Here is a 23,662-nt window from a genome sequence, read left to right as displayed (position 1 = left end):
CTTTCTTCCAATCTTGCAACAAAATATTTTATTATACGCCCTTTTTCCTTATTACCAACATTCTGAAAAAAAGCTTATCTAGAAGCCTTACATTACTTCTGGTCCTGCTTCTGCCATTTATAAAATTCTCGCAATTCCGCCTTTCGATCCTCACTAAGTTCACTCTTCTTAATCCCTTGAATGGCCCCTTCTAATGCAAGTAATCGATGAATACAGGCGGAAGAATCCATTTCTTTAATCTTTTGCCAAGCTTGAATAGCACCTAATTCTTTTAGTTGTTCATAGGTAGTGATTCCCACTTCCTGTAACTGTCTCTCTACTTCTTTTCCGATGTTAGGTAAATCGGATAATTTCGTTATCTCCATAACCACACCTCTTTCTCTTTTGACAAGACTATCATTCTTAAATAATGCATAACCATTGGATACGTTCTTCATCTTTTCATGGTGACTTTTTCTCTGGCATTTTCGATAAAGTGCTCCTACTTTGCTTCGAACAGATTCCTATTATGTATAGTTTTTTCTGTATAATTGAGACGCTCCAATAATTTCTTTGTTGTCTCCTGCATCTGTGTACGCTTTTTAGAAAATGCAGACCATGCTTTGCAAGTACATGGTTTTCTTTGGGATGATTCAGAGTAGTTTCCAAATCGGACACGCTCTGAAACTCCCACACTTGTGTTCATCAATAATCGCTACATTGGACCCGCTTTCTTATTCCCACATTTGGCTTTGCCTTGAATCTCTGGAACAGGTTCCACTGGATTCTTGGGCATATGTGTTTTATGATTGCTTTCTGTCCCATGCGGATCTTTAGGGTCTGGACGTCTCATTCCTGCTTTTGCCATACGCTCATTCCTTCCTGTATTCAATCTGAACACTACTACGAATACCATACTAGTATGAACGGTTCTCACAAAATTATAACGTCGCTTCTTTACTTTCCTCCTAAGGATAAATTACCAAACTTACGTAACTTTATTTACATGGTATATAATCTCTTTTGCGATTTGTTTTGGAATTTTCAAGCTTACATCGATTTTGATTGTATCCATGTTTTCATAAAGTGACAGCCTCTCAACGCTTCTCCTAATCACATCATATGTTCGGATTTTTCTCACAATATCTTTGTTCAAGCGATCTCGTAGTGCCTTTTCTGTGATCATTAATGTAATCTTATGTACTTCTAACTCTATGCCTTCTAGTCGACGAAGAACTTCCTCTATGATACGTTCTTCCTGCATCACCCAACAAAATATAACATAGTCATATTCGGAACATTGCAGATAGTTTCGTAACAGATGTGTGATATTATCCATCACCATTTCTTTTGTTTCTTCTGACACAACAAATGGATTCATATTCCAACACCAGTCTCCATCTAAATAGACGCTTCTTGGTAACATCTTTAGTAATTGGTTACATACTGTAGATTTTCCTACTCCCATAGTTCCGTTAACCATGATCAATTTCTTCACAACCAGTCCCCCTTACTTATTATGATGGTTTTAATTCTCATCATATTCACTTTTGTTGTTATGATTCCATTGCCAAGGTATGTTTTCAAGGGTTTTGCACCAAAACATATCTATAGTTTTATTATACAAAATTTTTTCTCTATAGTAAATTTTATTCCATGCCTTTTAGAGAAGACACCATATCTAATTTTTTTAGTTTACCTGAGAATAGCATACTTACAAAAACGGATACCAACAGTGTTCCTCCTGCACATAGCAAGAAAGAGGACAAAGAGATTGTGGCCTTCATATCAAAGGAATCTCCCATAATATCCACCATGTACTGAACCATTAATAAACCGGCTGGTGTTCCAGCTATAATACCTAAGATCGATAACCATGTATTTTGTATAAGTAACATCTTTCTCAATTTTGCTGCTTGGAATCCCACAACTTTTAGGGTTGCTAATTCCTTTTCCCGTTCTGCATAAGCAAGTAATCCAAGATTATATAAGATCAATAATGCTAACAATACAGCAACAATGATTAAGATCACCACTAGAATATTCATTGCTTCCATTGACTGATCCCATGCATCAAGAACTTCATCTTTTGTAAAGATTTTCTTCACAGAATCGGACTGAATGGACGATGCCGATGCATCTGTTGCAATATAACTAGGCTTAAAATCATATCCTGCTTCTTCAACTACGTCTCTTGTTGTAGTGATTCCCGTACCAATTGGCATTCGGTTTATAATTGTAACAGTAGCCGTTTTCCACACTTCTCCATCAATCAAATGCCATTGAATCTCGTCACCTTCCTCAATGCCCATTGCTTTAGCTGTTTTCATTGTTAGGGCAAAATCCGAACCTCCAATTTGTTGAACCTTTAATTGCTTATCCGTAAGCCGATATAGATTTTTCCCTTCTGTTGCCGTAAATGCAAGTGTTTTTTTCTGATCTTTTACTTTAATAATCACAGAATCCTCCATGATCATTTCTCCATTCAGTTCTGTACATAAAGCTTCTACATCTTCTCTATTTGCTTCCTTTTTTATTTCTACGCGATTATCAAAATTCTGTATATCCGTATACAACCAGTTTTGCATATGAGCAAAAGAATCATACATAGAGGCGGAACATACCAATAATGCCATACAACAAAGTGTTCCTGCAAACCCCATTAAACAGCGAATCTTTCCCCTGGATAAATCTCTTAAGTTGTACTGTACAGAAAAACTAAGTTTATTCCAAAATGGTAGTTTTTCAAAGATGCATCGTTTTCCCGTCTTTGGTGCTGCAGGTCGTAATGTTTCTGCTGGATTAACAGCCAAGACTTTTCTACAACTAAAATATGTAGTGACTGTACATGCAACAACTGCCACAGCTGCCACAACAAAGAAATCAACACTGTATCCCCCTCTCCATTCTGGTAATGTATAACCAGAACTCATAGATGGAATGAAAAGTCTTGGAAGAGAAATTGGTCCAATAATCAGACCAAGAGCTGCACCACCTGCTGATAACCATAATCCATAAGAGAGATAATGCCAGACGATTTTCCTTTTCTTCATTCCCAAGGCTTTCATCGTACCAATTTGTGTTCTTTGGTTATTCACCATTCGATTCATAGTTGTGATAATTGCAAGGATGGCTATCCCAACAAACGCAACAGAGAAGATAATCATCATAGATTCATGTTGCTTCATCTCATCCCGTAATTGATTTACTCCAGGAACACTCTCCCTTGTAATAAAATAACTATATCCACCATCTAGTACATCATCCACTTGCTTTTCAAGTGTATCGACATCCGATACTTCCGTAGTAATAACAATCTGTGTAAATGGAAGAAGCGTCTCAACCTGCTCTTTCGATTGTTCCAGTCCATCTGTCATATCCATTCCCATAGAAGACGCAAAGGATTGGATAGGGAATGCCATATATGATGCATACGCGATACCAACCTTCGAGAAATCTGGTATCATGGCATCATCATTGGTATAATATGTATATTCAGAAGAATAGAATAATCCCCCAATTTCTAAAGTGAATGTATTTCCTTCAATATCAAAGGTATAATCATCTCCAATGTTCAGTTGATTACTTTCTGCAAATCTCTCGTCTAACCAAACGCGATTCCCATCAGTAGGATCAAAGGGATCTCCTTTCACCACTTTGGGTTTGCTTATCTCATTGTCCTCTTGGAAATAAAAATGGATTAACGGTTTCTTCTCACCTTCTCCTACTGCCGTAAGGTATAAACGGCGTTGTGCCTGTGTAATATCGCTAAGGTCCTTGATTGCTTGTAGATCTTCCTTCGTAAAGTCTTCTCCATAGATCCAAGCATCTGCTAAATTGGTTTCTTTGTTATAAGCATTGCGGACCTTTCGTATACCTGCTACTTCTCCTCCAACTCCAGCATAGACGAATACACCTAAGAATGCCAAGAGAAAGATTGATAGGAACTGCATTTTGTTCCATTTCATATCACGAAACATCTTACGTAATAACATTACCAATTCACCTCACTTACCGGAACTGGAGACTCATTCAATGTGATCTCCCTGATCTTCCCGCTACGCATACGAATTACTTTATCCGCGCATTGCGCAAAAGCAGCATTATGAGTTACGATGATAACTGTTTTTTTACGTTCCTTACACATTTTTTGTAGCAACTCCAATACAGCTACCCCTGTTTCTGCATCCAATGCACCCGTTGGTTCATCCCCTAGAATAATCTTAGGATTTTTGCTCAAAGCCCGCGCAATGGATACTCTCTGTTGTTCTCCACCAGACAATTGGGAAGGAAATTTGTTCCGATGTTCTTTTAAGCCCACCGCTTCAAGTAATTCCAATGGATCAATCACATCTTTTACTATTTCTCTGGTTAATGCAACATTCTCGTATGCAGTGAGGCTTGGTAGCAGATTATAGAATTGAAAGATAAATCCAATATTCTCTGCTCGATAGTTCGACATCTGGTTATCATTCAACCGACTGATTTCCGCCCCATTGATCCGTATGCTACCACTGGTTGGCTGATCCATACCTCCAAGCATATTCAGTACGGTTGATTTTCCAGCTCCTGATTGCCCCAGTACCACAACGAATTCACCTTCTTCAATGGTAAAATTCACATGGTTTACAGCAATCTGTTTACTTTCCTTCGTTCCATACTCCTTCACAACATCTTCAAATACGATTAATTCTTTCATATAATTCCCCCTTATGTTATGTTGTTGTGGTCACTATTAATTATTTTGACCTCTGTGTATTTCGAATTGCTATGTACTTTGCGTATTCACAATGCGAAAAATGTACAAAAAAACGGGTATAGCATTCACTATACCCGAAAATTACTTTATATAGAGCCCAGGCATAGCATACTGCTACACATGAGTCTCGTTTTTTAAGACAAGCCAGATGGAATTCATCAGGATGTTGACTTGCCACACGTTCGTGCTAACTACTCCCTCACGAGTGATTTCGTTTTTTCGTATTGCCATCATACCATATGGAAAAATAATTTGTCAACTATTAATTACCATTTTCCCAGATGTAAGAGTCATAAATTATTTTCCCTTAATTATGCTTTAACATAACCCTTCTTAACTGTCTTTCTTCTTCGATCAAATGCATAAATGGAAGGAATATATGTTTCAACTGCAACTATAAAACGATATCCAACAAATCCACCCAATGTATTCATCATAAGGTCATCAATATCACATAAACGATACGACCCATGATAGATTCCAAAAATTCCTGTTAATTGTGTTACCTCAATTGCCAAACTTAAAAGCATAGATGCTACAACTACCTTCTTTTTATCATAACCAAAATAGTAACGTAAGAACATTCCAAATGGAATTGTCATTAAAATATTGAATACAACTTGAAGGACTGCACGATTACAGATTGTCTTCACATATGTAGCTGGTTCATTGATTACCAAAGGTGATTCTTTCACAATATCTACAACAAAATGAAATGGAATGATCTGTAGGTCATGTGTATGCAAAGTTGCTGCTTGAGCCAGCGTTGGAAGTGGAAACAAGACCACTGCAACAAGGCATAAGGAATATAGTAACAAAGCATATTGTAAAAGAACTCTTACCAAATTAAATGATTTATGTTTGATTGTCGTTATTGCGAATATAGGTAAGGTAAATAGGATTGCAAAATATGGAAAATTGTGAATTCCTAATACGATTGAATCGAATGTTGTCTTCATGTTATCTCCTCCTAAGTACTTGTTGTTTTCTTTGATGAGATAACTATACCATGTCCCTATTTCGTCAACCATCGAAGTAGCTAACACTTACCTTACCCTTTTGAAAGGTTCCTGTAAGGACATACGATTGTCGATTGCGTTGCTGCAACATCCTTAAAAGCGCCCTACGCGATTCTTTTTTACGATTAATTTTCGGTCATTAATCCCCAGCGAAAACCGAAACGGTCAACAAATACAACCATACAAGAACTGTAGGTAGTTTCCTGAATTGGATAAATTGTTTTACTTCCTTCTTTCATTACTTCATACGCCTGTATTACTTCCTCTTTCGTATCGAATGTAAGAGTAAGAGATAATGCTAAACTTGTGACAAAATCCACATCTAGGTTATCACACATCATAATTCTCTGTTCTCCCACAAGCAACTCCGCATGATATATGTATCTTTTCTGTTCTTCCGTTAGTTCCCTACTCCAATCTTCCTTCTTCGCATCCTCATAGCGTAACAGACAAGTTATGTTTCCATGAAATGCTTTCTGGTATAGATTCAGTGCTTCTTCACATTGTCCATCAAAATTAAAATTCGGAGTTATTCTCATTATTGTCACCTTTCTTTTTACTGATTCGTTGTTTACCTATCTATGTTTACTCGCTTATTATCCTTCTTACTCAAACTTCGCAGTTCAATTGCTTGCACTTTTTTAATGGCTTTTACCAGAAAAGTCGATATTAGAAAAATAGCACATTGGAATCGAAGTAGCAATATATTAATTGTTGAAAATGCCTTAGGATACCACTTTATGGTAGCAATTGGAACTTGGAAGTTTGCGTTTCTTATTGTAAATTCTTTATTGCATCATCAATGTATGCTGCGATTTTCTTTGCTGAAATGGAATTATAGTGCACCCCATCTACAGTTAGATCTAATCTTCGTTTCCTTGATAATGCATCTTTACAAAATGGAAAAAATAACATTATGATAGCATCCAATACTCGTACTAAATTCTTATGTTTCCAAGAATTATTTTGCTCCCGATGGACCCAAATGTGATCCTGTAGTGCATAAGAATCAATGAATGGAATCTTATATTGGATTGCTAATTCTTTTATAATCGTATTTCTCTTCTCTATTTCTTCCAATGGAAATTGTGCTAGTTGCATAATCGGTAATCCCACTAATACTATTTTTTCTTACTTCCTTGTAATAGAGTGATATATTTCTCATATTCAAGTTTAAATTGTTTTTCATCGGTAATACATTTTTTAGCTACAACCCGTGGTTTCATTTGGAATCTCCATAATTGAGAAATGGATGTTAAATATGCGGATATCTCTTTTAAAGATATTTCTTTTTTTAGCATATCTCTTTTTCAAGCATATCTCTTTTTCAAGCATATCTCTTTTTCAAGCATATCTCTATGCGATACGATGAATCCCTAGTACATATTTCGTTCCTCGAAGTAATTTAATTCTACAACCGAAGTATTATTCTGTCAATTCCCTTTATGCCATATTATTGACGTCTTTCTGACACATTTTGTCAATATACTACTAGATTATTACAGCAAAGTTATTCATCTTTGCCCTAAAAAAGGAGAGAAATCTATGAGTTACATACGTACAAAAAAACATGTTGTCCTATCAATATGTTTACTGCTAGCACTCTTGCTAACAAGCTTTCCACAAAAATTAGAAGCCAAAAGTTCTGCTTTTAAGATTGAAAATGGTGTTTTACTGTCTTATACAGGTAAATCTTCAACGGTTACCATACCATCTACTGTCACGGAAATCGGCTCTTTCGCTTTCAGCAACAACAAATACGTACAAACAGTTACGATTCCTAAGACCGTTAAAACAGTTGGTGAATCTGCTTTTAGTGGTTGTACCAAGCTGAAAAAAGTAACGATGAAATCTGGTGTTACTACAATTAACGATTATGCATTCAGTGGATGTACCAAATTAACGACCATAACCATACCAAAAACGGTAACGAGTGTTGGTTCTGGTGCATTTCAAAATACTTCGTGGGTAAAGAAACAAAAGGCAACTTATGTTAAAGTGGGTAATGGGGTATTAATCAAGTATAATGGAAAAGCGACATCGCTCACTTTACCATCTACCATTAAATATATCGCAGACGAAGCATTTGCAAGCAGCAAGATTACAAAGATTACACTCAGCTCTTCTGTAAAAGCTGTTGGTGAACGTGCATTTGCGAACTGTACCAAATTAACTTCTGTTACACTTTCTTCTAAAATAAAGAAGATTGAAGCCTCTACCTTTTATGGTTGTAGCAAATTAAAGTCTATTACTATTCCAGACTCTGTAACAGAAATTGCTGGTAGTGCTTTTCAAAACTGTAAGAAATTAAGTAAAGTTACATTCGCTGCCTCAAGCAAATTAAAAACAATTGGTTTTGAAGCATTCTCTAATTGTACTTCTTTAGGTAGTGTAACATTACCTGCTTCCTTAAAAGAACTTGGCATTAGTGCTTTTGAAAACAGTGGTATTACAACAATTACCATTCCTTCTAGTATTACTACCATTAATTATGGAACGTTCAGAAATTGTAGCAAGTTGCCCGTGAAGAAGGAGGCTATCCAGATGTGGTAATCATCTGTGAAAAAGGTTCCTATGCGGAAAAATATGCAAAAGCGAATGGATTCACCGTTCAGTACGAATAATCATTCGGGGATCGGTATACGACTGTTATTCTACTGATTTGAGAAATTACGATTAAGTCAAGACCACCAGCTTAGTGAAGCTGGTGGTTTATTTTGCTACTTTGTAACAAAAATACAGGGTATGAAGCTAATTACTTCCTACCCTGTAATAAATTATGTATTTAATCTTTATTACTTCACTGTAACAGTGATTTTCTTTGATACACCATTATTGGCAATTACGTAGATTGTACAAGTACCCTTAGCAACTGCTTTAATAGTACCGTTCTTATCAACGGTTGCAACTTTCTTGTTGCTTGTATAGAAACGAAGATTTGATGCATGTGTAAGTAACTTCTTCTTAGCATCTTCCTTTACGATTGATGCTTTGATGGTAAAGGTCTTCTTTACCTTTAATACTACAGAAGAATTATTTACTTTAATACTCTTTGCGTTAGTATATTTATTTCCCTTTGTAGCCACATGAATTTGTGGTGTCTTTGAGATATAAATCTTCTTTCCATCTACCATCTTATAAGCTACAACAAAGTATTTTGTACCAGTACTTGATTTCAGGTTCTTAACTGTATAAGATAAGCTCTTACCTGCTTTTACAGTAGCAAGTTTCTTGAAATTTTTCTTTCCATCACAGTACGACCAGTATATATCATAACCGGTTGCTTTTGCTTGTTTACTCCATGTAATTACAATATCAGTCTTATTCTTTGCCTTACCTGTTGCAATAAATACAGGAAGTTTTAATTGAGCAATTTCATTACCAGTTAGTTTCGATTGATCTTTTACGTTATTCTTACTATCTGTTTGTTCCGCAGCTTTTTTCTTCGCATCAAGGTCTGCTTTCTCCGCTTGAAGAAGTGCTTTTGCACTCTCACTTAACTGATCATAATCAGCTAATGCTTTTTCAATTGTAGCTAAATCAGCCTTTGTGATATCTTTCCTATTCTTTTGAAGAATCGCTTTATATTGCTTCTTAAAGTTCTCTGCGACTATTTTTGCTGTCTCAGCACTCGTATCTACTATAACATCAATTGTTACTACCTTATTACCATCTACTGTTGTAACAATGATCGTTGCTTTTCCATCGCCTACTGCTGTAACCTTACCGGTTGCATCTACAGTTGCAACCTTTTCATCACTTGATTTGTAAATTAAGTTCTTATTAGTTGCATTTGCTGGTGTAATTGTAACTGCAATTGACACAGTGTCTCCAACTTTTGTGAGCGTTATCTTATCCGTTTGACTAGTTATACCTGTAACGTCAACAATATCACCAGCAACAATTGTATCCACATATCCTATTGCATACTCTGAGAATTTACTTGATTTGAAAGTAATTGTACCATCCCCATTGTTCGTTGCATTCAAATCTTCTGCAATACCGTTGTGGAGTCTCACTACATAATAGTCTCGTTTTATTCTACTGCTCGTATTTTTTATATCAGCTGGTATACCCATTGTAATCTCATATTCTGATTGGGCTTCCGTAATAAGACTATCTACAGTGTTATTTATTAATAAATGCAAATTGATATCTAAGTATTTTACTTTGTCATCCTTAACTTTCTCTGGAAATACAGTGACTATCTTCTCTTTATCATCATCCGTAATCGTTGTATTTGACGTGATATCTAGATAAACTCTATAATTTGCATCCAACTCAGCGGCTTCTGTCTTTCCAGTTTCTAACAACGCTTGACTAGACATATCCGCTACACGAACGGCTGGAAGATCTTTGTCTGAATATACTTCTCCACGAATACTTCCTGTTCCACCTGAAATCGTATTATCTACAAAAGCATTTGCATCTACAACAATTGCTGCTTTCCCAAATGTCTGCGTTGAGAACGTTATTTTCTTTGTTTCTTCATCATACTCTCCGACTGGATCACCTACACTACCATCACTATTCATCTGTACTACCTTATAAGATCTTCCCTCAATAGGATTTGGTACGATAAGTTCTATTTCGATAGGTGTATTTGATGTGTTTGCATGTCCTTCTACAACTCCAGCTGCTGTAAGTTGTAAATCCAACTCAACAAAATCAACTGCTGATACTTTATTAGAACTTGTAACCTTTTCTATCTTTCCTTTATCTTCCTCACTTATAGCGTTATCTGATATTGACCATGTATCAAGATTTGCTCCGTCTATCCCGTCCGGTACGTTATCTAATTTATCTAATGTATTACCGGTATTGTTTTCTGTTATTCCTCCACCAATTTGTAACTCGGTTAACGTATTTAATGGGTCTGAATTTGGATTTGTATCTGATTTTACTGAAATATAGTAAGTTGTATTCGAAGCTAAGCCTTTAAAAGTAATCTTTCCATCAGTAGCATCGCTTCCTGCTATAGGGGTTATTTCATTTCCATCAGCATCTTTTGCTATATTTCCTTTTGCATCTACCAAACTATATGTATAATTCGTATTAGGGTTCGTGATAACAATCGTATCCTTTACAGCCTCATATGTTGGTTTTGGGCCACCCTCTTCTGTTGGTTTAAATGGATCAATATTTGTCGTTACTTCTGTTTCCTCAATAGCAGCGGAATCTGGTTCTTCACCTTCCGGTTTATTATCTTTTAAGACAGTCTTTACAATATATTTCGTATCTGGTGTTAAATCGGTAAATACAATCTTTCCATCAACTGCGACTTCACTTCCAACCCAGTCTCTCACTTTTTCATACGTTACAGTTTCACCTTCACCAGTAATTGTCCAAAGACTGTATAACGTATCCTCTTTTACATCATTAACTGTAATTTGTGTAGAAGTTGCATCCGCTTCCGCATTCGCTGCTTTCAAAAGTTCATCCGCATTACCAATACCAATTTTGACACAATACTCATTGGTTTCCCCTGGATTTATCGTTCGATCCGTCCATTCAAAACTACAGCCTGAATCCGTACCTGTTAGATTGTCAGTTGTTTGTTCAAGGCAAAATGGAGCACCCGCATTGTCTGGATAAATACTATAATAGTGTCCAAACCAGAATTTATCAACATCTGTTACACCTGCCACTTCACCTGCAAATAGCATTAAAGAAGGTCTATTGCCTTCATCTCCATCAGATGATGAAGTCATACAAAATCCTATATCTTTTGTATTGTTCTTATTTTTAACCAAACTAATTGGAGCATTATCATCGTTTCCTATTTGTACATCCGTTGCACTTGCTAGAGAATACGTAATTGCACTCCCTGAAGCATTCTGTACACTGTAATGAAACTCTACAAACAATCCATCAGCACTTACCTGAGGATTTATTGACAATTGCAAATAATCAATATCATTATTACAATTTTCCCCGTTCTCATATTTATCATACTTTGTTACTATATTATTTTCGTCTATTTCTTTTGCTTGATAAGTAGTATCTCCAACTTTTAGTGCAGTAAAAAATCCACTATTGCCATAAGTTGCTTGAAGCCAGTTATTATTAAATATTCCTTTAATATCAATATTTCCACTGTTAAACAGACTATAACACATTTTTGCCCCTTCAACGTCGTCATTTGTATAACCAGAAGGTAGTTCTACTGTTGAAGCCTTTACCTTAATTACTGAAATATCTCCTATAGAAACGAGAATTAATGCAACTGCAAGTATGGTTGCTAATAGCCTTTTTGTGTGTTTTTTCATTGCTATATTCATTTGTGTCATTACACGTTACCCCTTTCATTCTTGATTATTAATCACCTTTTCTTTCAACCCTTGATCACGCTCTAATATTTAGTATGTACTTTTAAATAATAGATTTCTTAAAAAAATATTTGGTTATATAGTTTCAAGTTCTCCTAGATATATTCTTAATTTTCCCCTCGTAATAAAAATTGTTATGTATTTTAATACAATATGTAACTAGATTAATAATAAAAAACATCTGCAACTATTAATCTTACCAAATTTAATATGTACATGTATGCCCTTACCTGTAAAAAGAGAGCTGCTATGCGATCATGAGTTGTGAGTTAACCGTTGTTAAAGAATAAACCTCCTTTGTGTCAAGTATAGTTGTTTCATTTAGATGAATCATTATTTGAGTTATACTTATCTTTCTTATACAAAAATAGTACCATATGTACCTAAATAATTCAATCCAAATCTTCAAAAATAACAATTTTTTTCCAATAACGAGACAAATTTCATTATAATTGCATACTTATTCTGATAATATATTGATTATAAAATGGAACAATTCCACAGCGCCCCTTGCCTTTTTCTATAATCTTCCTACTACCGGGCGGATTCGACACTTTCATCCATTGGAAAGGTGCGCTGCAAGGGCACATAAAGAAAAAGCGTTGTGAAGGAGTTATGATATTCTCCTTACACAACGCTTTTTCCGATGTATATTACAAATACTTTATACACCACTGCTTACTCCTATAAAAATGGTACAACTCTTGAAATCTTCCGTAAATCTTTTGTCTCAACAACCTTCTCCGCTATCTTTGCTATTTTCTCTTTTGTCAAGAACGGATATAATTGCTCCCAGTCTTTCTCTATCTCTTGTGATAAGATCGGATCAACCAAGCGGTCCAAATACTCCCGATCAATAAACGGTGCAACTGCTATTAACTGATTAATACGATCAATTTGCTTAATACGCTGCGAAAACTGATTGGCAAGTGTTCGGGAGATAAACGGTGCCAACTGCTTATATTCATCTATTGTTATCTCTTCTTGTTGTGGTCTATTCTCTAGATATGTGGTCAATGTCTCTGGCTTTATAAGGGGTAGGATAGCAATCACATCACGAATTGCTATCTTTTCCATATTCAAAGTTTCCTTATGCTCCATGAATTGTTCAACCAGTTCCGTTTCTTTACTACTTCCTAATAATTCTTGCAGCGTACAATCTAGATACTGACATAACTCATCTAACTTTGCTATGTCAGGCATAGAATTACCACGTTCCCAATTGGATACAGCCTGATAACTTACCCCCATATAATCTGCTACTTGCATCTGTGTAAGATTCTTTTGTACTCTCTTCTCTTTTAGTTTCATTGCGGTATATTGCGTGTTAAACATTCCAATCAACCTCTTTCCTTTACAAGTAATGTAATTATTCCGAACGTTTCTAGAAAACCAATCGTTTTTACATCTATAGAATAGCAAAAATCACAGAAGTTACTAGCAAGTAGCAATTGAGATTGTCTCAACTGTTACTTGAGTTGCTTAATTACATACTTTATGATTGGATTTTCTTACTTCATACAGCCGTCATTTTATTTAAATTGACTTTCCAACTTCGCAAAGAAATCAACACGTGGTTCTAGGAATTTCATCGTATGCTTTGATAAATCCCCGGTATAGTATGCAAGTGGTTCAAAGATATACTCCCAATTCCACAGCTCTTCCCCAACATTCAGGTATTCCCGGAACAATTCACATCCTGTTGGTGCAATTGGATGAACTAGAATTGCCATAACCTTACAAGCATAGAAACAATCAACAAGAACTTGTTTTCGGATTTCATCGTTGTTCTCCTGATCTGCTACACGGATTTGATTTACCCAATATTTATTAATTTCACGAATATACTCATCTAGCACATAAGAGATTCGATGGAATTCATGATTATACATCTGTCTTTCATATTCCAGAACTTTTTCCTTCACCAAATCTTGAATCTTTTCGCTCACTTCCCCAGTAGGAATGATGCCATCATAATACGATTGGGTCGTATAGAAGCACGAACGGATCAGTCGATTGAATACATTGGTCAACAGATTTCCATCTTTTAAGACCATATCCACTCCAACTCTCTCCTCTTCTTTCATATATACTTGTGGTTTGAAGCCCGTACTCTTAGAAGAAAGCCCCAGACTCATAAAATGCATACGAAGTTGTTCCGGTGTATAGAATTCCAACAATTCATCTGCCATTGGTGGCTTAATCTCTGAACTGCTACTTGCTTTGGTATCCATAAATAGAATATGACGGTTTGCAATAATATGTGGATATTTCATATCGCATTGTTCATCGCGTAGCCCACCGAATAACCCCATCTCTGCAATCGCATAGAAATAGATATTATCTTCTCCGATAAACTGATATACTAAGGAATCGTCTCCATTCCACCAGTCTTTCCACTCAGCCCGATCATGACCTATGGATTCCAGATAAGCCTGGGTAAAGGAAATTGGTGCCCACAAGGATTCTGGCCATACCCAGAAAGTAAGATCGGTTACCTCTTCCATATCAGGCACCTTAACGCCCCATTCTACATTGCCAGATAAACGGAATGGTACCAATGTCTTGCCAGCCGTATAATGGATTCCCATCTCTTCTAATACTTTCTTTGCTTCATCTCGTAGCTCTAGAGAATCGAATGCAAAGGTTACTGACTTTTTCTTCTCCTCATCCGTTGTCTCATGAGCTGGTAATTTTGATTCTAATGAAGGGAGATCTTCAATGTATTTTTTCGGAACATGGACTAACGGTTTTTTTAAGAATTCCTCAATGATATTTAGTTCGTATTTACGAGTATTGGTATTCTTCTTTAAGAATACTACCTGTTCCTTCAATTCGTCGATACAGTCTTCCAAGACAAAATACCAATTTGTAACATCACGAAATGCTGGCTTTTTCCCAGACAATACGGATATCGGATTGATCAGTTCATTTGGCATATATTGATGGCCAAGGGAGCATTCATCGGCATATGCATGTTCCGATGTACACCCAGCGATTGGACATTTTCCTACTACCTGACGTCCATTGAGATAGACGCCCAATTCTTCGTCATAGAATTGTGGTGTAGAATATTGCTTTATATAACCATGATCGTATAATTTCTTAAAGACTGTAGAAGAAACCTCTTGATGAATCTCTCCAGTTCGCCCAAGCGCTGATGCACCGAATAGATTTGGACTAATCTCATATTGTTTCAATGTTTCCTTCTGGCTTTCATGATTTTGTTGCACATACTCTTCAATTGTGCCTTCATACCCAGCTTCTTTTAATTTCCGATAGCTCTCTAGGATTGGAGAACCGTAACAATCGGTACCTGACACAAAAATCACATTGTCTTTTCCAATTCGGTCTCGTAAAAAACGTGCAAATATATCCGCATGCACGAACATTCCACCTACATGACCAAAATGTAGTTTTTTATTGCCATATGGCATTCCTGCAGTAATCACAGCTTTCTTAGGAAAACATGGTCGTTCTCCTGGCATAATCTTCTTTGAGAACATAAAAAAACACCCCCTGAAATAATAGTTATTCCAAGGGGCGACTATCATCGCGGTACCACCCTATTTCACTTTCCCATCACTGAGAAAGTCTCATTAAGTACTCCCAAAATTGGTTCATACTCTAGTCCGGTAACGGGGACAAACGTCATAGCATCACATTGTACCAAGTAACAATGATCCGTATGCGGCTCCAAGCCTTGTTTCTTCTTACTTCTGTTACTTGCTTTCACCAAATGCAAGCTCTCTTTGAACATTCCATAAGAGTACTCTTCTCTTCCTAGCCTTTTCATCAATTTTTTTGAAGTATAGCACTTGCTTTTTTCTTTGTCAAGGGGATTTTCTTTTATGTTGTACTTTTTTTAATACCCATCTTTCAAACAATCGAATATGTGACATCTTATCCGCTTCTGTAAACCTACTCACTTCACCCTACAGTTGCAAATACGTAAATGGAACGATCGTCTCTCGATCAAACCCCATTAACACCAATTGCTCAATAGAATATTGTTGCGATATCTCATCCGCATATTCTGGGATGATTGGTACTTTAATGGCATAGCATTCTGGCGAAACCAGTTCTTTGATCAATTGTAGATTTTTATGTACTGTTCGATTCGTTTCTCCTGTATAGCTTTCATAAACTTTGGAATCCATGGATTTCGTATCAACAATAAAGGAAAATGGAAACTGTAGCAAAGGACGCAGATATTCCTCAGGAACATTAAGTGACGTTTCAATTGTCAAATTCCACTCTTTTGGACAAAGTTTCGCAAATCGAGCTAAACTCTCCCATTGTAAAAGTGGTTCTCCACCACCAAAGGTAATCCCTCCATTGGTATACACAAAATAACTATGATCGATGGATAACTTCTCCACCAACTCTTCCTCTTGCATCGTAATGATCCGATCCGTTTGTGTCAATAACTCTTTGTTTATACAATACTTACAGGACAGTGGACAACCTGGCAACGCAACCAAAGATGTAATTCCAACGCCATCCGTATCCTTCCGATGACGGTTTATTCCACAGATTTTCATAACCTCACCTAATTTCCCTTTGAAGATGCACTCACTTTGACTTATCTCAGTCTCCGTTTCCTCCTCAATATATGTTGTTGTTTCATTGGCCTAGTTTCATTACCAATATTTGGTGTCGCTCGTTTATCTAGTAGTTTCATCACCAAATTTAGTATTGTTCATTTGCCTAGTTTCATCACCAAATTTGTTGTTATATCATTTATCTAGTTAGTTACCATCATTTGATGTCGTTTCATTTGCCTCACTTTCCTTATCGGAATTTAACTCGTCCGTGTCATCTTCCATATCTGAATTCGTTGGGGTTGGTTCTTCCTCATCACCATACCACTCCATATTTCCACTGATGTCTTCAATATTTTCGTTTGGTTTTCCTCCAATATCCTTGTTCTCAAACCAATTACAAGACGTCATGGTGATAGTGGAAGCCGCTAATATACCTGCTAAAGCGGTTTTCTTTTTCCATTGATTTGCCACACGTCTCTGTTTCTTAATTGCTTCATTAAGCATCTCTTCTTCTTTCTGGCATGCTGGACAAGTTCCCGTACAGAATCCCTCGTAAGGACATTCTCTCTGTTCCATCTTTATTCCTAATTCTGCTGCCATTTTATAGCGGACTTCTTTCATAGACTTACAACGCGCTTTATTTTTTTGATCCTGTTGCTCCCTTGTTCGTTTCATAGAAATACCTCCTTATTCCCTATCATTTATTGTACTACTAATTAGACGACTATGGGTAGAAGGAGGTTCCAACAAACTACTTGATGTCTACTTCAAAACTCTCCGACTTAAAATTACTATAAAACCGTCCTTTTACCGCAGTAAAACGTAAAACACAGTAATCCGGGTCCGTTACCCCTTTTGGATAATACATCGTATCTCCTTCCTGCCAGATCAACTCTTTACTTTCTTGATCTTGAAGGACTTCCATTGTACCAACAAGCATTACTCCACGAAAGAAACGCTTGTCACAAAAATAGATACAAGCTTTGTTATTGTCCTGGTATTGAGCTACTCTCATGGACGAAGTATTGGTAGTGAAATAAAAAGTATGTAATCCTTCTCTTTTTCTTGGCGCTAACATGGCTTTTGTATTAGGGAACCCTTCTTCATCTACTGAGCTGATATACGCTACACTCTGTTTGTCGATCAGATTTCCTACTGTTTTTTCTTTGTCACGCATAACTTCCACCTCTCTTTCTTAGTTCAAGTGTACACCTACTTAATCATTTCGACCATTACCCACTTTTTTGTAACTATGATCCTTGGTCTTCCTTCATGATTGCTATTCCAACATTCTGCATGATTGTAACCGCCTCAAATAGTTCCTTTCCTCGCTCTGTCAAATAATACTCCACGTGTAAGGGATATCCTTCAAAAGAATGTTTTTCAACAATCCCATATTCCATCAGCTCCCCCAAATTTTGAAGCAGCATCTTCTGACTAATTCCCTTGATTTCCCGCTTTAATCCAGATAAAGATTGTTTATCCTTACTCAATTGCCACATAATGATTGGTTTCCATTTTCCACGAATGATATCATGTGTCATTTCTAATGGACATGTATACTCCGATCTCATTTTCATAATTACTAAATCTCCCTTCTATTTGATAAATGGTATTCCTGCCCTTTTTAATTCGATTATACCATATGGAACAAACATACTGAATAAATGTAACTTACATAAAAAAATATCGCATAGTTTCCTACCCCCTTAGGGATATTCCTCTATGCGATATAAAAACAACGTTTCTGCCTATAGCATCATCTTTGCTTCCATTTGTTCATAATTGATCTTTTTGCTACTGCCATCTTTCATCGTAATGATGGTCGTTCCATATGCTCCAACCTTGTTGGTATCTTCATATATAACCTCTTTGATTGGGAAGATTTCGTCATCAGTGAAATCTTCATGGCTTTCTTTTGTAATAACTTGTGAAATTAGAATATAAGGTTCATTCCCACCATATTGTTTCGTGCGTTCTGTATAAGCATATACAATGATTGAATTCTGTGAATCCGGATTCGTTCCTGTACTTCTCACATAATTAAGTTCACTCCAGCCATCATAGATGGTCATTGCTAACTGACGTTCTTTTCCTGTGTGATCCGTTCCTTTTAGTATAATTGCCTTTGCATTGCCTTGCTCTACAACGTTGATTTTCGTACCATTATCAGGGAAACCATATGCACCAAGTGATAGGGATATCGGACGTTTGAACAGACGAATCTTATCCACACGCATAATACCATAAGGTACGGTAAAGTCAGCCAAATTCAATGCCTGCATCCAATGACATTCTGTTTCCAAATTGTAATTAAAGAATTGTCTACGATACAGTACATCATCTTTTTCCCCGCTCCAGAATGTCACGTTAGCTCTTTGAATCTCTCCACTAGTAGTATCTTTTAATACGTACTGTTGGGAATCCAATTCACCACTTACAAGCTTTCCATCCTCCTTCGTAAACACTGGTTCTGCTTCCCAAGGATACTTGGTATTGAAGGACAGTTTGGAATAGTTCCACATACCATGCTTATCTTCTTTTGTCTTAACGATCTTACCTGTACGAAGAATGGTTTCTCCGTTGGCTTCATGATTAGAGAAACATAATGCTGGTCCATCTAATACCGTTTGTTTTACTTCCTTTGGTTTTAAGGTATCCCACGTTCCATTCTTCTCTGTTGCTGTCCAGAATGGATGCTCTGCTGGTAAATGAAGACATAGAAACGCTTTTCCAAGCCAGAAAGGAGATTCTGCACAAGAATATCCCTGAACCAGTGGTGAGAATTGACCATAAAATCCTAAGGTTGGAATTCCTTCATACAAGAAATCATCTCTTGTCATAAACTGCAATAAAGAACCAGAGCATACACGTCTAGCAACACCAGGATCTACCTTGGAATTGTTCAGATATAGATTGGCACCAAATGCACTAGTCGCAGCATTTCGATATATATTACTTCTACCCCACATGTTCGTAAAGCCGTCTCTATCAAAGTAATCAGCGTATGTTTCCATTAATTTATTGGAGTTTTCTTCAAATTGCTTCGCAATAAATGGTTCATTCTCATATCCATACCAGATGTTCCAAAGTGGTGCATATACATTGAATGCCCATGCAGAGTAGTAATCAAAGGAATGACCATCACGGTACCAGCCGTCCCCTGCATAGTATTGAAGGATTGCCTGTGCATGATCCAACATGATTTCTTTATCAACCTCATATCCCTCCATATGCAAGAATGCAAGATCTAACATATTGAACAAACGCCAATTTTGTGGAACGGTATTGGCATGTGCAAAGTCAGATAAAAAGATAGCAATGCGGTCTTTCTCCTCTTTCGTATAGGTATCCCAAATTTCTTCCTTCGATTCCCAAAGACAGATGACAAGTGCACAAGTCTCTACTGTTTGTTGAAATGCACGAAATGGATCCTTATGTCCTGTGCCTTCCTGTAACGATTCATAGTCTCCAACATAGTTGGCATCACCTTTTGTACAACAACGAAGAATTTGATTTTTATAATATTCTCTTAGATCATACCCACATATTTTTCGTTTTGGATCATCATGAATTAATGGTGCTGCTACAAATAAAGAACGAGCTAGTCCTTCAAAGATCTCCGCTTGATACTCCACTGCCTGTATCTCTTTTGGTTGATTCAAATGTGGATATGTAATCTTGGTATCTTGTCTTGGCATAATCACTGGATCATTAAAGTCCTTGATATTCTGAAAGATTCCTTCTACCAAATATTCTGCTGCTTCAATCCAGCTTTCTCTAGTTAATCCTGTATATGGACTTTTTCCAAAATCCAATGTTTTTGGTTTAAAACTCATTCTTCTTCCTCCTATAGTTCCACGAATCTGTTTTCTTTATTATTCTGAATTATCTTTCTGCATTTACTTTTTCAATTGTTTTATAGAATCTTCTTTTTTGAATTTTATTATACTTTCTAATAGGAACTTACCTCGGTAATGTCTTACAAAATATTTACCAGATAAAAAGTTCTTCTCCCGTTAGCTTCCATATTGCCTCAATAAAGAAGTAGTCACCATATATGATGGAGAATTCATGCTCCTTGTCATGATAGGCGGCTGTACATCTTTCTACTATGTTATCACAGTCGTCTGACCAATTGCATCTATTTTCTACAATGGCATGTAACAATCGAAGAGCTGCCTCTCTGTACGACACTCCTTCCTCTGGTTCTAGTGCTTTTGCAATCTCAAGCATTCCACACGCCGCAATAACTGCTGCTGTAGAATCCTCCCATGTACAATCCACCGGTTGCACAAAGTCCACAGGAATCAAACCACTAGCAGGGATATGTGCAATGAAATAATCCGCTGTTTTTCTAGCATACTCTAAAAATTCCGTATTCTTCGTATGCAGATAACTTAAGGTAAATCCATAGATGCACCAAGCCTGCCCCCGTGTCCATGAAGAACCTTCCTTATACCCCTGTCCTCCATAGGCGCGGACAAAATCACCGGTTTTCGGATCAAACTCTACAATGTGATTGACCGAACCATCTTCTCGGAAGAAATGCTGTTCCACTGTTCTTGCATGATTTACTGCCACATGAAGATAGCGTGGATCGTTGGTCTCTTCATATGCCCAGTATAGTAAAGGAAGGTTCATCATACAGTCAATGATTGCCCAGCCAGCCTTGCTCCCATCTCCATCATCATTCCATGCCCGTATGAATCTTCCGACCAGATTATAGCGACCTGCAAGATTGTCTGCTGCCAAGATTCCTCGATTTCTGGCTTCCTTCTTTCCTGATAAGCGATAATTTGCAACTGCTGTAGGAAGCCATTTGAACCCGCTGTCATGATCCATTCCCTGAGAATCCATTAAATTCTGATCCAATTTTACTTCATTTTCCAATGCAATCTGCTTGTATAAAGGAAGTTTGGTCGCATGATAAAGTTGCCACATCATACCACCAAAGAATCCATTCGTCCACCAACAGATCCGGTCTGACCAGTCATCATATACTCCATTTTGTGTGGTATATGGTATCTTATGCTGTGTTCGGTTCGCCACCTTTTCCATCTTCTCTTTGATCTGATTAGAAACCTGTCTTGCCCAATCCTTTTCCTGCATTCTTTCTCCTCCCTTCTAAAAACCGTACGTATGACATTTTGCTCTTTTTATCATGTTACAACATTGACAAGATTTTTTTAATATCCTATAATGTAAAAAAACTAACATATCCTGCTAAATCGAGGTGTATATGATTACTGTATTAAATGGTGGTTGCGCCACAAAACATCCGAGTTCCTTCCGTATGGTTCGCCCAGAAGGATTACCAAACTATGTGATATTAATCGTACGTACAGCTGGTGCATTCTGCATTAATAACCAGCACTACTGCGTTACTCCAGGTCATGCCATCATTCTGACCCCTCACACACCATATTCCTACAATAATCCTGATGGAATCTATATGGATGACTGGCTTCATTTTCAAGCAGAAGATTCCCTCTTGTACCAATATCCGACCCTTCCTATGAATCGTCCCTTTCCCATTACGAATATGGATATCTTTACTCTTTTGATCAAACAGATCTTATGGGAAAAATCCTATGAAACTTCCGAATTAGGCAAGGAGAATATCCATGCATTGACGCATGTTCTCTTCAATCATCTAATTTCATCCTATCGTTCAAGAGAACACAAGAAGTTAGGCAATCTTTTTCATGAGCAGCTACAGGCACTTCGATTAGATATGCAAAATGATTTTTCCGAGCTGCCCACCATTGAAAAGTATGCGAAGCGTTTAGGCATCAGTTCTTCCTACTTTCAACATATCTACCGTGATTTTTTTGGTATATCCTTTCAGCAAGATTTGATTCAATTACGAATTGAACATGCCAAATACATTCTTACTACCACGGATTTAACACAGGAGCAGATTGCAGAACTCTGTGGATATACAAACGAAGTACATTTCTACCGACAATTTAAAAAAATGACAGGATATACTCCTGCCAAATATCGAAAATCACAAATTACTCTGTACTAACCATTTATGTCATGGTTGTTATATCTTCTTTCTGCTTCTACTAACATTTGCTGTACTGCATTTCGTAATTCCACTGGCTCTAGGATTTCGGCTTGAATCAGTATGTTCCAGTAATCGCGAAGGGCATTTTCAAAGCCAAACAGATTCACACAAATCTCATAAGAAGCACTTTTTATTGCTTTCTTTACCGTATACTCCAGATCTTTCAGCTGTGGGAAGATGTTCTCTGTAGCAACTAAGCTTACAGCATATTGTTCCTGCAAGTTGCAATTTCCCTTGAATTCTTTTAAGGACACTGCAAAATACGTTTTCAAATGAAAGTCTTCTGGATATAGAAAACTTTCATTCAAAAGAGTACAACTAGTAATCCTCTCACAACGAAAGATTCGAATTGCATTGGAACGTTCACAATATCCAACCAAATACCAGACATTATCTTTCACCACAATTCCATATGGGCGAATGATCCGATCCGTTCTTGTTTGGTCCACCTTCTCATAAACCACACGCAATTTGTGGAGCTGCCAAATTGCTTGAACAATCTGATCCATCTGAGGCAAACGATGTTTTTCCCCCCACCAAGGCTCATTGTCTACAATGAATCGTTCCTGCAAACTATGTAGATTCTTCATTTCTGATTCAGGCAAATCCCTCTCTAATTTCCGTAATGTGGTGTCAGATTTTCTTGCCAAATAACTACTTCGTTCGACCTTTATACCCAGATTATTCAGATACAAGTATATTAAATCTTCCTGATCAAGATGTTTCACCTGCGTATGGTATCCTTCCATAAAAGATATTCCGCCTCCTGGTCCTGCCTCCGTACAGATCGGAATTCCTGCTTCGCATAAGGTATCAATATCCCGATAGACTGTCCGAATGGAAACTTCCAAGCGCTCTGCCATCTCTTTTGCCGTAATCTTCTTCTTATCTTCTAATGTCAATAATATATTAATCAGACGATGCATTCTCATACATATCAACCTTCTTTCATG

At 37.0% G+C, this 23,662-nt stretch carries 21 protein-coding genes and 1 other annotated feature; of the genes, 2 read left to right on the top strand and 19 right to left on the bottom strand.

Annotated elements, in window-relative coordinates:
* Nucleotides 1-92: 92 nt before the first annotated feature.
* The 9 genes from HBB17_RS13845 to HBB17_RS13805 form a co-directional block, all read right to left on the bottom strand.
* Entirely contained in the window at nucleotides 93-365 is a 273-nt protein-coding gene (locus tag HBB17_RS13845; protein WP_330588231.1) for a TfoX/Sxy family protein, read from the bottom strand.
* Between the two features lie 116 nt (nucleotides 366-481).
* Nucleotides 482-685: a hypothetical protein gene (locus HBB17_RS13840; protein WP_167958082.1), complete on the bottom strand. Its 204-nt coding sequence runs from the start codon at nucleotides 683-685 to the stop codon at nucleotides 482-484.
* A gap of 9 nt (nucleotides 686-694) precedes the next feature.
* Nucleotides 695-847: a hypothetical protein gene (locus tag HBB17_RS13835; protein ID WP_167958081.1), complete on the bottom strand. Its 153-nt coding sequence runs from the start codon at nucleotides 845-847 to the stop codon at nucleotides 695-697.
* 120 nt (nucleotides 848-967) lie between these two features.
* Complete coding sequence (locus HBB17_RS13830; RefSeq protein ID WP_167958080.1) at nucleotides 968-1,477, bottom strand: AAA family ATPase; 510 nt, start codon at nucleotides 1,475-1,477, stop codon at nucleotides 968-970.
* Nucleotides 1,478-1,628: 151 nt separating this feature from the next.
* Entirely contained in the window at nucleotides 1,629-3,947 is a 2,319-nt protein-coding gene (locus HBB17_RS13825) for an ABC transporter permease (protein ID WP_167958079.1), read from the bottom strand.
* Between the two features lie 26 nt (nucleotides 3,948-3,973).
* Nucleotides 3,974-4,678, bottom strand: coding sequence for an ABC transporter ATP-binding protein (locus tag HBB17_RS13820; RefSeq protein ID WP_167958078.1), 705 nt, complete (start codon nucleotides 4,676-4,678; stop codon nucleotides 3,974-3,976).
* A gap of 371 nt (nucleotides 4,679-5,049) precedes the next feature.
* Nucleotides 5,050-5,697 (bottom strand): VanZ family protein, encoded by a 648-nt coding sequence (locus HBB17_RS13815; RefSeq protein WP_167958077.1) that lies wholly within the window; start codon nucleotides 5,695-5,697, stop codon nucleotides 5,050-5,052.
* Nucleotides 5,698-5,882: 185 nt separating this feature from the next.
* A complete protein-coding gene (locus HBB17_RS13810) occupies nucleotides 5,883-6,296 on the bottom strand; it encodes a VOC family protein (protein ID WP_238483753.1) in 414 nt (137 codons plus the stop codon).
* 235 nt (nucleotides 6,297-6,531) lie between these two features.
* Nucleotides 6,532-6,858, bottom strand: a complete 327-nt coding sequence (locus HBB17_RS13805) for a hypothetical protein (RefSeq protein ID WP_167958076.1) — start codon at nucleotides 6,856-6,858, stop codon at nucleotides 6,532-6,534.
* A gap of 444 nt (nucleotides 6,859-7,302) precedes the next feature.
* Between HBB17_RS13805 and HBB17_RS13800 the strand changes: the two genes are divergently transcribed.
* Nucleotides 7,303-8,310, top strand: a complete 1,008-nt coding sequence (locus HBB17_RS13800) for a leucine-rich repeat domain-containing protein (protein ID WP_167958075.1) — start codon at nucleotides 7,303-7,305, stop codon at nucleotides 8,308-8,310.
* 242 nt (nucleotides 8,311-8,552) lie between these two features.
* Here the strand turns inward: HBB17_RS13800 and HBB17_RS13795 are convergent, their stop codons facing one another.
* The 9 genes from HBB17_RS13795 to HBB17_RS13755 all read right to left on the bottom strand — a co-directional run bounded on the left by HBB17_RS13795 (nucleotide 8,553) and on the right by HBB17_RS13755 (nucleotide 21,745).
* Nucleotides 8,553-12,047 (bottom strand): Ig-like domain-containing protein, encoded by a 3,495-nt coding sequence (locus tag HBB17_RS13795; protein ID WP_167958074.1) that lies wholly within the window; start codon nucleotides 12,045-12,047, stop codon nucleotides 8,553-8,555.
* Between the two features lie 723 nt (nucleotides 12,048-12,770).
* Nucleotides 12,771-13,421, bottom strand: a complete 651-nt coding sequence (locus HBB17_RS13790) for a helix-turn-helix domain-containing protein (RefSeq protein ID WP_167958073.1) — start codon at nucleotides 13,419-13,421, stop codon at nucleotides 12,771-12,773.
* Nucleotides 13,422-13,618: 197 nt separating this feature from the next.
* The gene (locus HBB17_RS13785; RefSeq protein WP_167958072.1) at nucleotides 13,619-15,592 is read right to left on the bottom strand and encodes a methionine--tRNA ligase; all 1,974 of its coding nucleotides are present in this window, start codon (nucleotides 15,590-15,592) and stop codon (nucleotides 13,619-13,621) included.
* A gap of 30 nt (nucleotides 15,593-15,622) precedes the next feature.
* Nucleotides 15,623-15,880: a binding site (T-box leader), on the bottom strand.
* A gap of 141 nt (nucleotides 15,881-16,021) precedes the next feature.
* Nucleotides 16,022-16,630: a radical SAM protein gene (locus HBB17_RS13780; protein ID WP_167958071.1), complete on the bottom strand. Its 609-nt coding sequence runs from the start codon at nucleotides 16,628-16,630 to the stop codon at nucleotides 16,022-16,024.
* A 207-nt stretch (nucleotides 16,631-16,837) separates the two neighbouring features.
* A complete protein-coding gene (locus HBB17_RS13775) occupies nucleotides 16,838-17,308 on the bottom strand; it encodes a hypothetical protein (protein WP_167958070.1) in 471 nt (156 codons plus the stop codon).
* Nucleotides 17,309-17,384: 76 nt separating this feature from the next.
* The gene (locus HBB17_RS13770; RefSeq protein ID WP_167958069.1) at nucleotides 17,385-17,810 is read right to left on the bottom strand and encodes a pyridoxamine 5'-phosphate oxidase family protein; all 426 of its coding nucleotides are present in this window, start codon (nucleotides 17,808-17,810) and stop codon (nucleotides 17,385-17,387) included.
* 73 nt (nucleotides 17,811-17,883) lie between these two features.
* Nucleotides 17,884-18,213, bottom strand: a complete 330-nt coding sequence (locus HBB17_RS13765; protein WP_167958068.1) for a winged helix-turn-helix transcriptional regulator — start codon at nucleotides 18,211-18,213, stop codon at nucleotides 17,884-17,886.
* Between the two features lie 171 nt (nucleotides 18,214-18,384).
* The gene (locus tag HBB17_RS13760) at nucleotides 18,385-20,472 is read right to left on the bottom strand and encodes a DUF2264 domain-containing protein (RefSeq protein ID WP_167958067.1); all 2,088 of its coding nucleotides are present in this window, start codon (nucleotides 20,470-20,472) and stop codon (nucleotides 18,385-18,387) included.
* Between the two features lie 154 nt (nucleotides 20,473-20,626).
* Nucleotides 20,627-21,745, bottom strand: a complete 1,119-nt coding sequence (locus tag HBB17_RS13755) for a glycoside hydrolase family 88 protein (protein WP_167958066.1) — start codon at nucleotides 21,743-21,745, stop codon at nucleotides 20,627-20,629.
* A gap of 130 nt (nucleotides 21,746-21,875) precedes the next feature.
* On the opposite strand from HBB17_RS13755, the gene HBB17_RS13750 reads away from it, so the two are divergent.
* Nucleotides 21,876-22,667 (top strand): AraC family transcriptional regulator, encoded by a 792-nt coding sequence (locus HBB17_RS13750; RefSeq protein WP_167958065.1) that lies wholly within the window; start codon nucleotides 21,876-21,878, stop codon nucleotides 22,665-22,667.
* Here HBB17_RS13750 and HBB17_RS13745 read toward each other — a convergent pair.
* A complete protein-coding gene (locus HBB17_RS13745) occupies nucleotides 22,664-23,641 on the bottom strand; it encodes a helix-turn-helix transcriptional regulator (protein ID WP_167958064.1) in 978 nt (325 codons plus the stop codon). The genes HBB17_RS13750 and HBB17_RS13745 overlap by 4 nt on opposite strands.
* Nucleotides 23,642-23,662: the final 21 nt, after the last annotated feature.

It is taken from the genome of Anaerosporobacter faecicola, assembly GCF_012070565.1.
In the GTDB taxonomy this organism is placed as follows: Bacteria; Bacillota; Clostridia; order Lachnospirales; family Lachnospiraceae; genus Anaerosporobacter; species Anaerosporobacter faecicola.
The sequence above is the reverse complement of the archived record's forward strand: the minus strand, read 5'-3'. Positions and strand labels throughout refer to the sequence as shown.

Excerpts from the sequence above, each read along its gene's own strand:
- HBB17_RS13745 (WP_167958064.1), bottom strand. The coding sequence starts at position 23,641 with ATGAGAATGCATCGTCTGATTAATATATTATTGACATTAGAAGATAAG.
- HBB17_RS13755 (WP_167958066.1), bottom strand. The coding sequence starts at position 21,745 with ATGCAGGAAAAGGATTGGGCAAGACAGGTTTCTAATCAGATCAAAGAG.
- HBB17_RS13775 (WP_167958070.1), bottom strand. The coding sequence starts at position 17,308 with ATGAAACGAACAAGGGAGCAACAGGATCAAAAAAATAAAGCGCGTTGT.
- HBB17_RS13820 (WP_167958078.1), bottom strand. The coding sequence starts at position 4,678 with ATGAAAGAATTAATCGTATTTGAAGATGTTGTGAAGGAGTATGGAACG.
- HBB17_RS13770 (WP_167958069.1), bottom strand. The coding sequence starts at position 17,810 with ATGCGTGACAAAGAAAAAACAGTAGGAAATCTGATCGACAAACAGAGT.
- HBB17_RS13750 (WP_167958065.1), top strand. The coding sequence starts at position 21,876 with ATGATTACTGTATTAAATGGTGGTTGCGCCACAAAACATCCGAGTTCC.
- HBB17_RS13765 (WP_167958068.1), bottom strand. The coding sequence starts at position 18,213 with ATGAAAATGAGATCGGAGTATACATGTCCATTAGAAATGACACATGAT.
- HBB17_RS13835 (WP_167958081.1), bottom strand. The coding sequence starts at position 847 with ATGGCAAAAGCAGGAATGAGACGTCCAGACCCTAAAGATCCGCATGGG.
- HBB17_RS13790 (WP_167958073.1), bottom strand. The coding sequence starts at position 13,421 with ATGTTTAACACGCAATATACCGCAATGAAACTAAAAGAGAAGAGAGTA.
- HBB17_RS13785 (WP_167958072.1), bottom strand. The coding sequence starts at position 15,592 with ATGTTCTCAAAGAAGATTATGCCAGGAGAACGACCATGTTTTCCTAAG.
- HBB17_RS13815 (WP_167958077.1), bottom strand. The coding sequence starts at position 5,697 with ATGAAGACAACATTCGATTCAATCGTATTAGGAATTCACAATTTTCCA.
- HBB17_RS13825 (WP_167958079.1), bottom strand. The coding sequence starts at position 3,947 with ATGAAATGGAACAAAATGCAGTTCCTATCAATCTTTCTCTTGGCATTC.
- HBB17_RS13845 (WP_330588231.1), bottom strand. The coding sequence starts at position 365 with ATGGAGATAACGAAATTATCCGATTTACCTAACATCGGAAAAGAAGTA.
- HBB17_RS13760 (WP_167958067.1), bottom strand. The coding sequence starts at position 20,472 with ATGAGTTTTAAACCAAAAACATTGGATTTTGGAAAAAGTCCATATACA.
- HBB17_RS13800 (WP_167958075.1), top strand. The coding sequence starts at position 7,303 with ATGAGTTACATACGTACAAAAAAACATGTTGTCCTATCAATATGTTTA.
- HBB17_RS13805 (WP_167958076.1), bottom strand. The coding sequence starts at position 6,858 with ATGCAACTAGCACAATTTCCATTGGAAGAAATAGAGAAGAGAAATACG.
- HBB17_RS13795 (WP_167958074.1), bottom strand. The coding sequence starts at position 12,047 with ATGACACAAATGAATATAGCAATGAAAAAACACACAAAAAGGCTATTA.
- HBB17_RS13780 (WP_167958071.1), bottom strand. The coding sequence starts at position 16,630 with ATGAAAATCTGTGGAATAAACCGTCATCGGAAGGATACGGATGGCGTT.
- HBB17_RS13840 (WP_167958082.1), bottom strand. The coding sequence starts at position 685 with ATGAACACAAGTGTGGGAGTTTCAGAGCGTGTCCGATTTGGAAACTAC.
- HBB17_RS13810 (WP_238483753.1), bottom strand. The coding sequence starts at position 6,296 with ATGAGAATAACTCCGAATTTTAATTTTGATGGACAATGTGAAGAAGCA.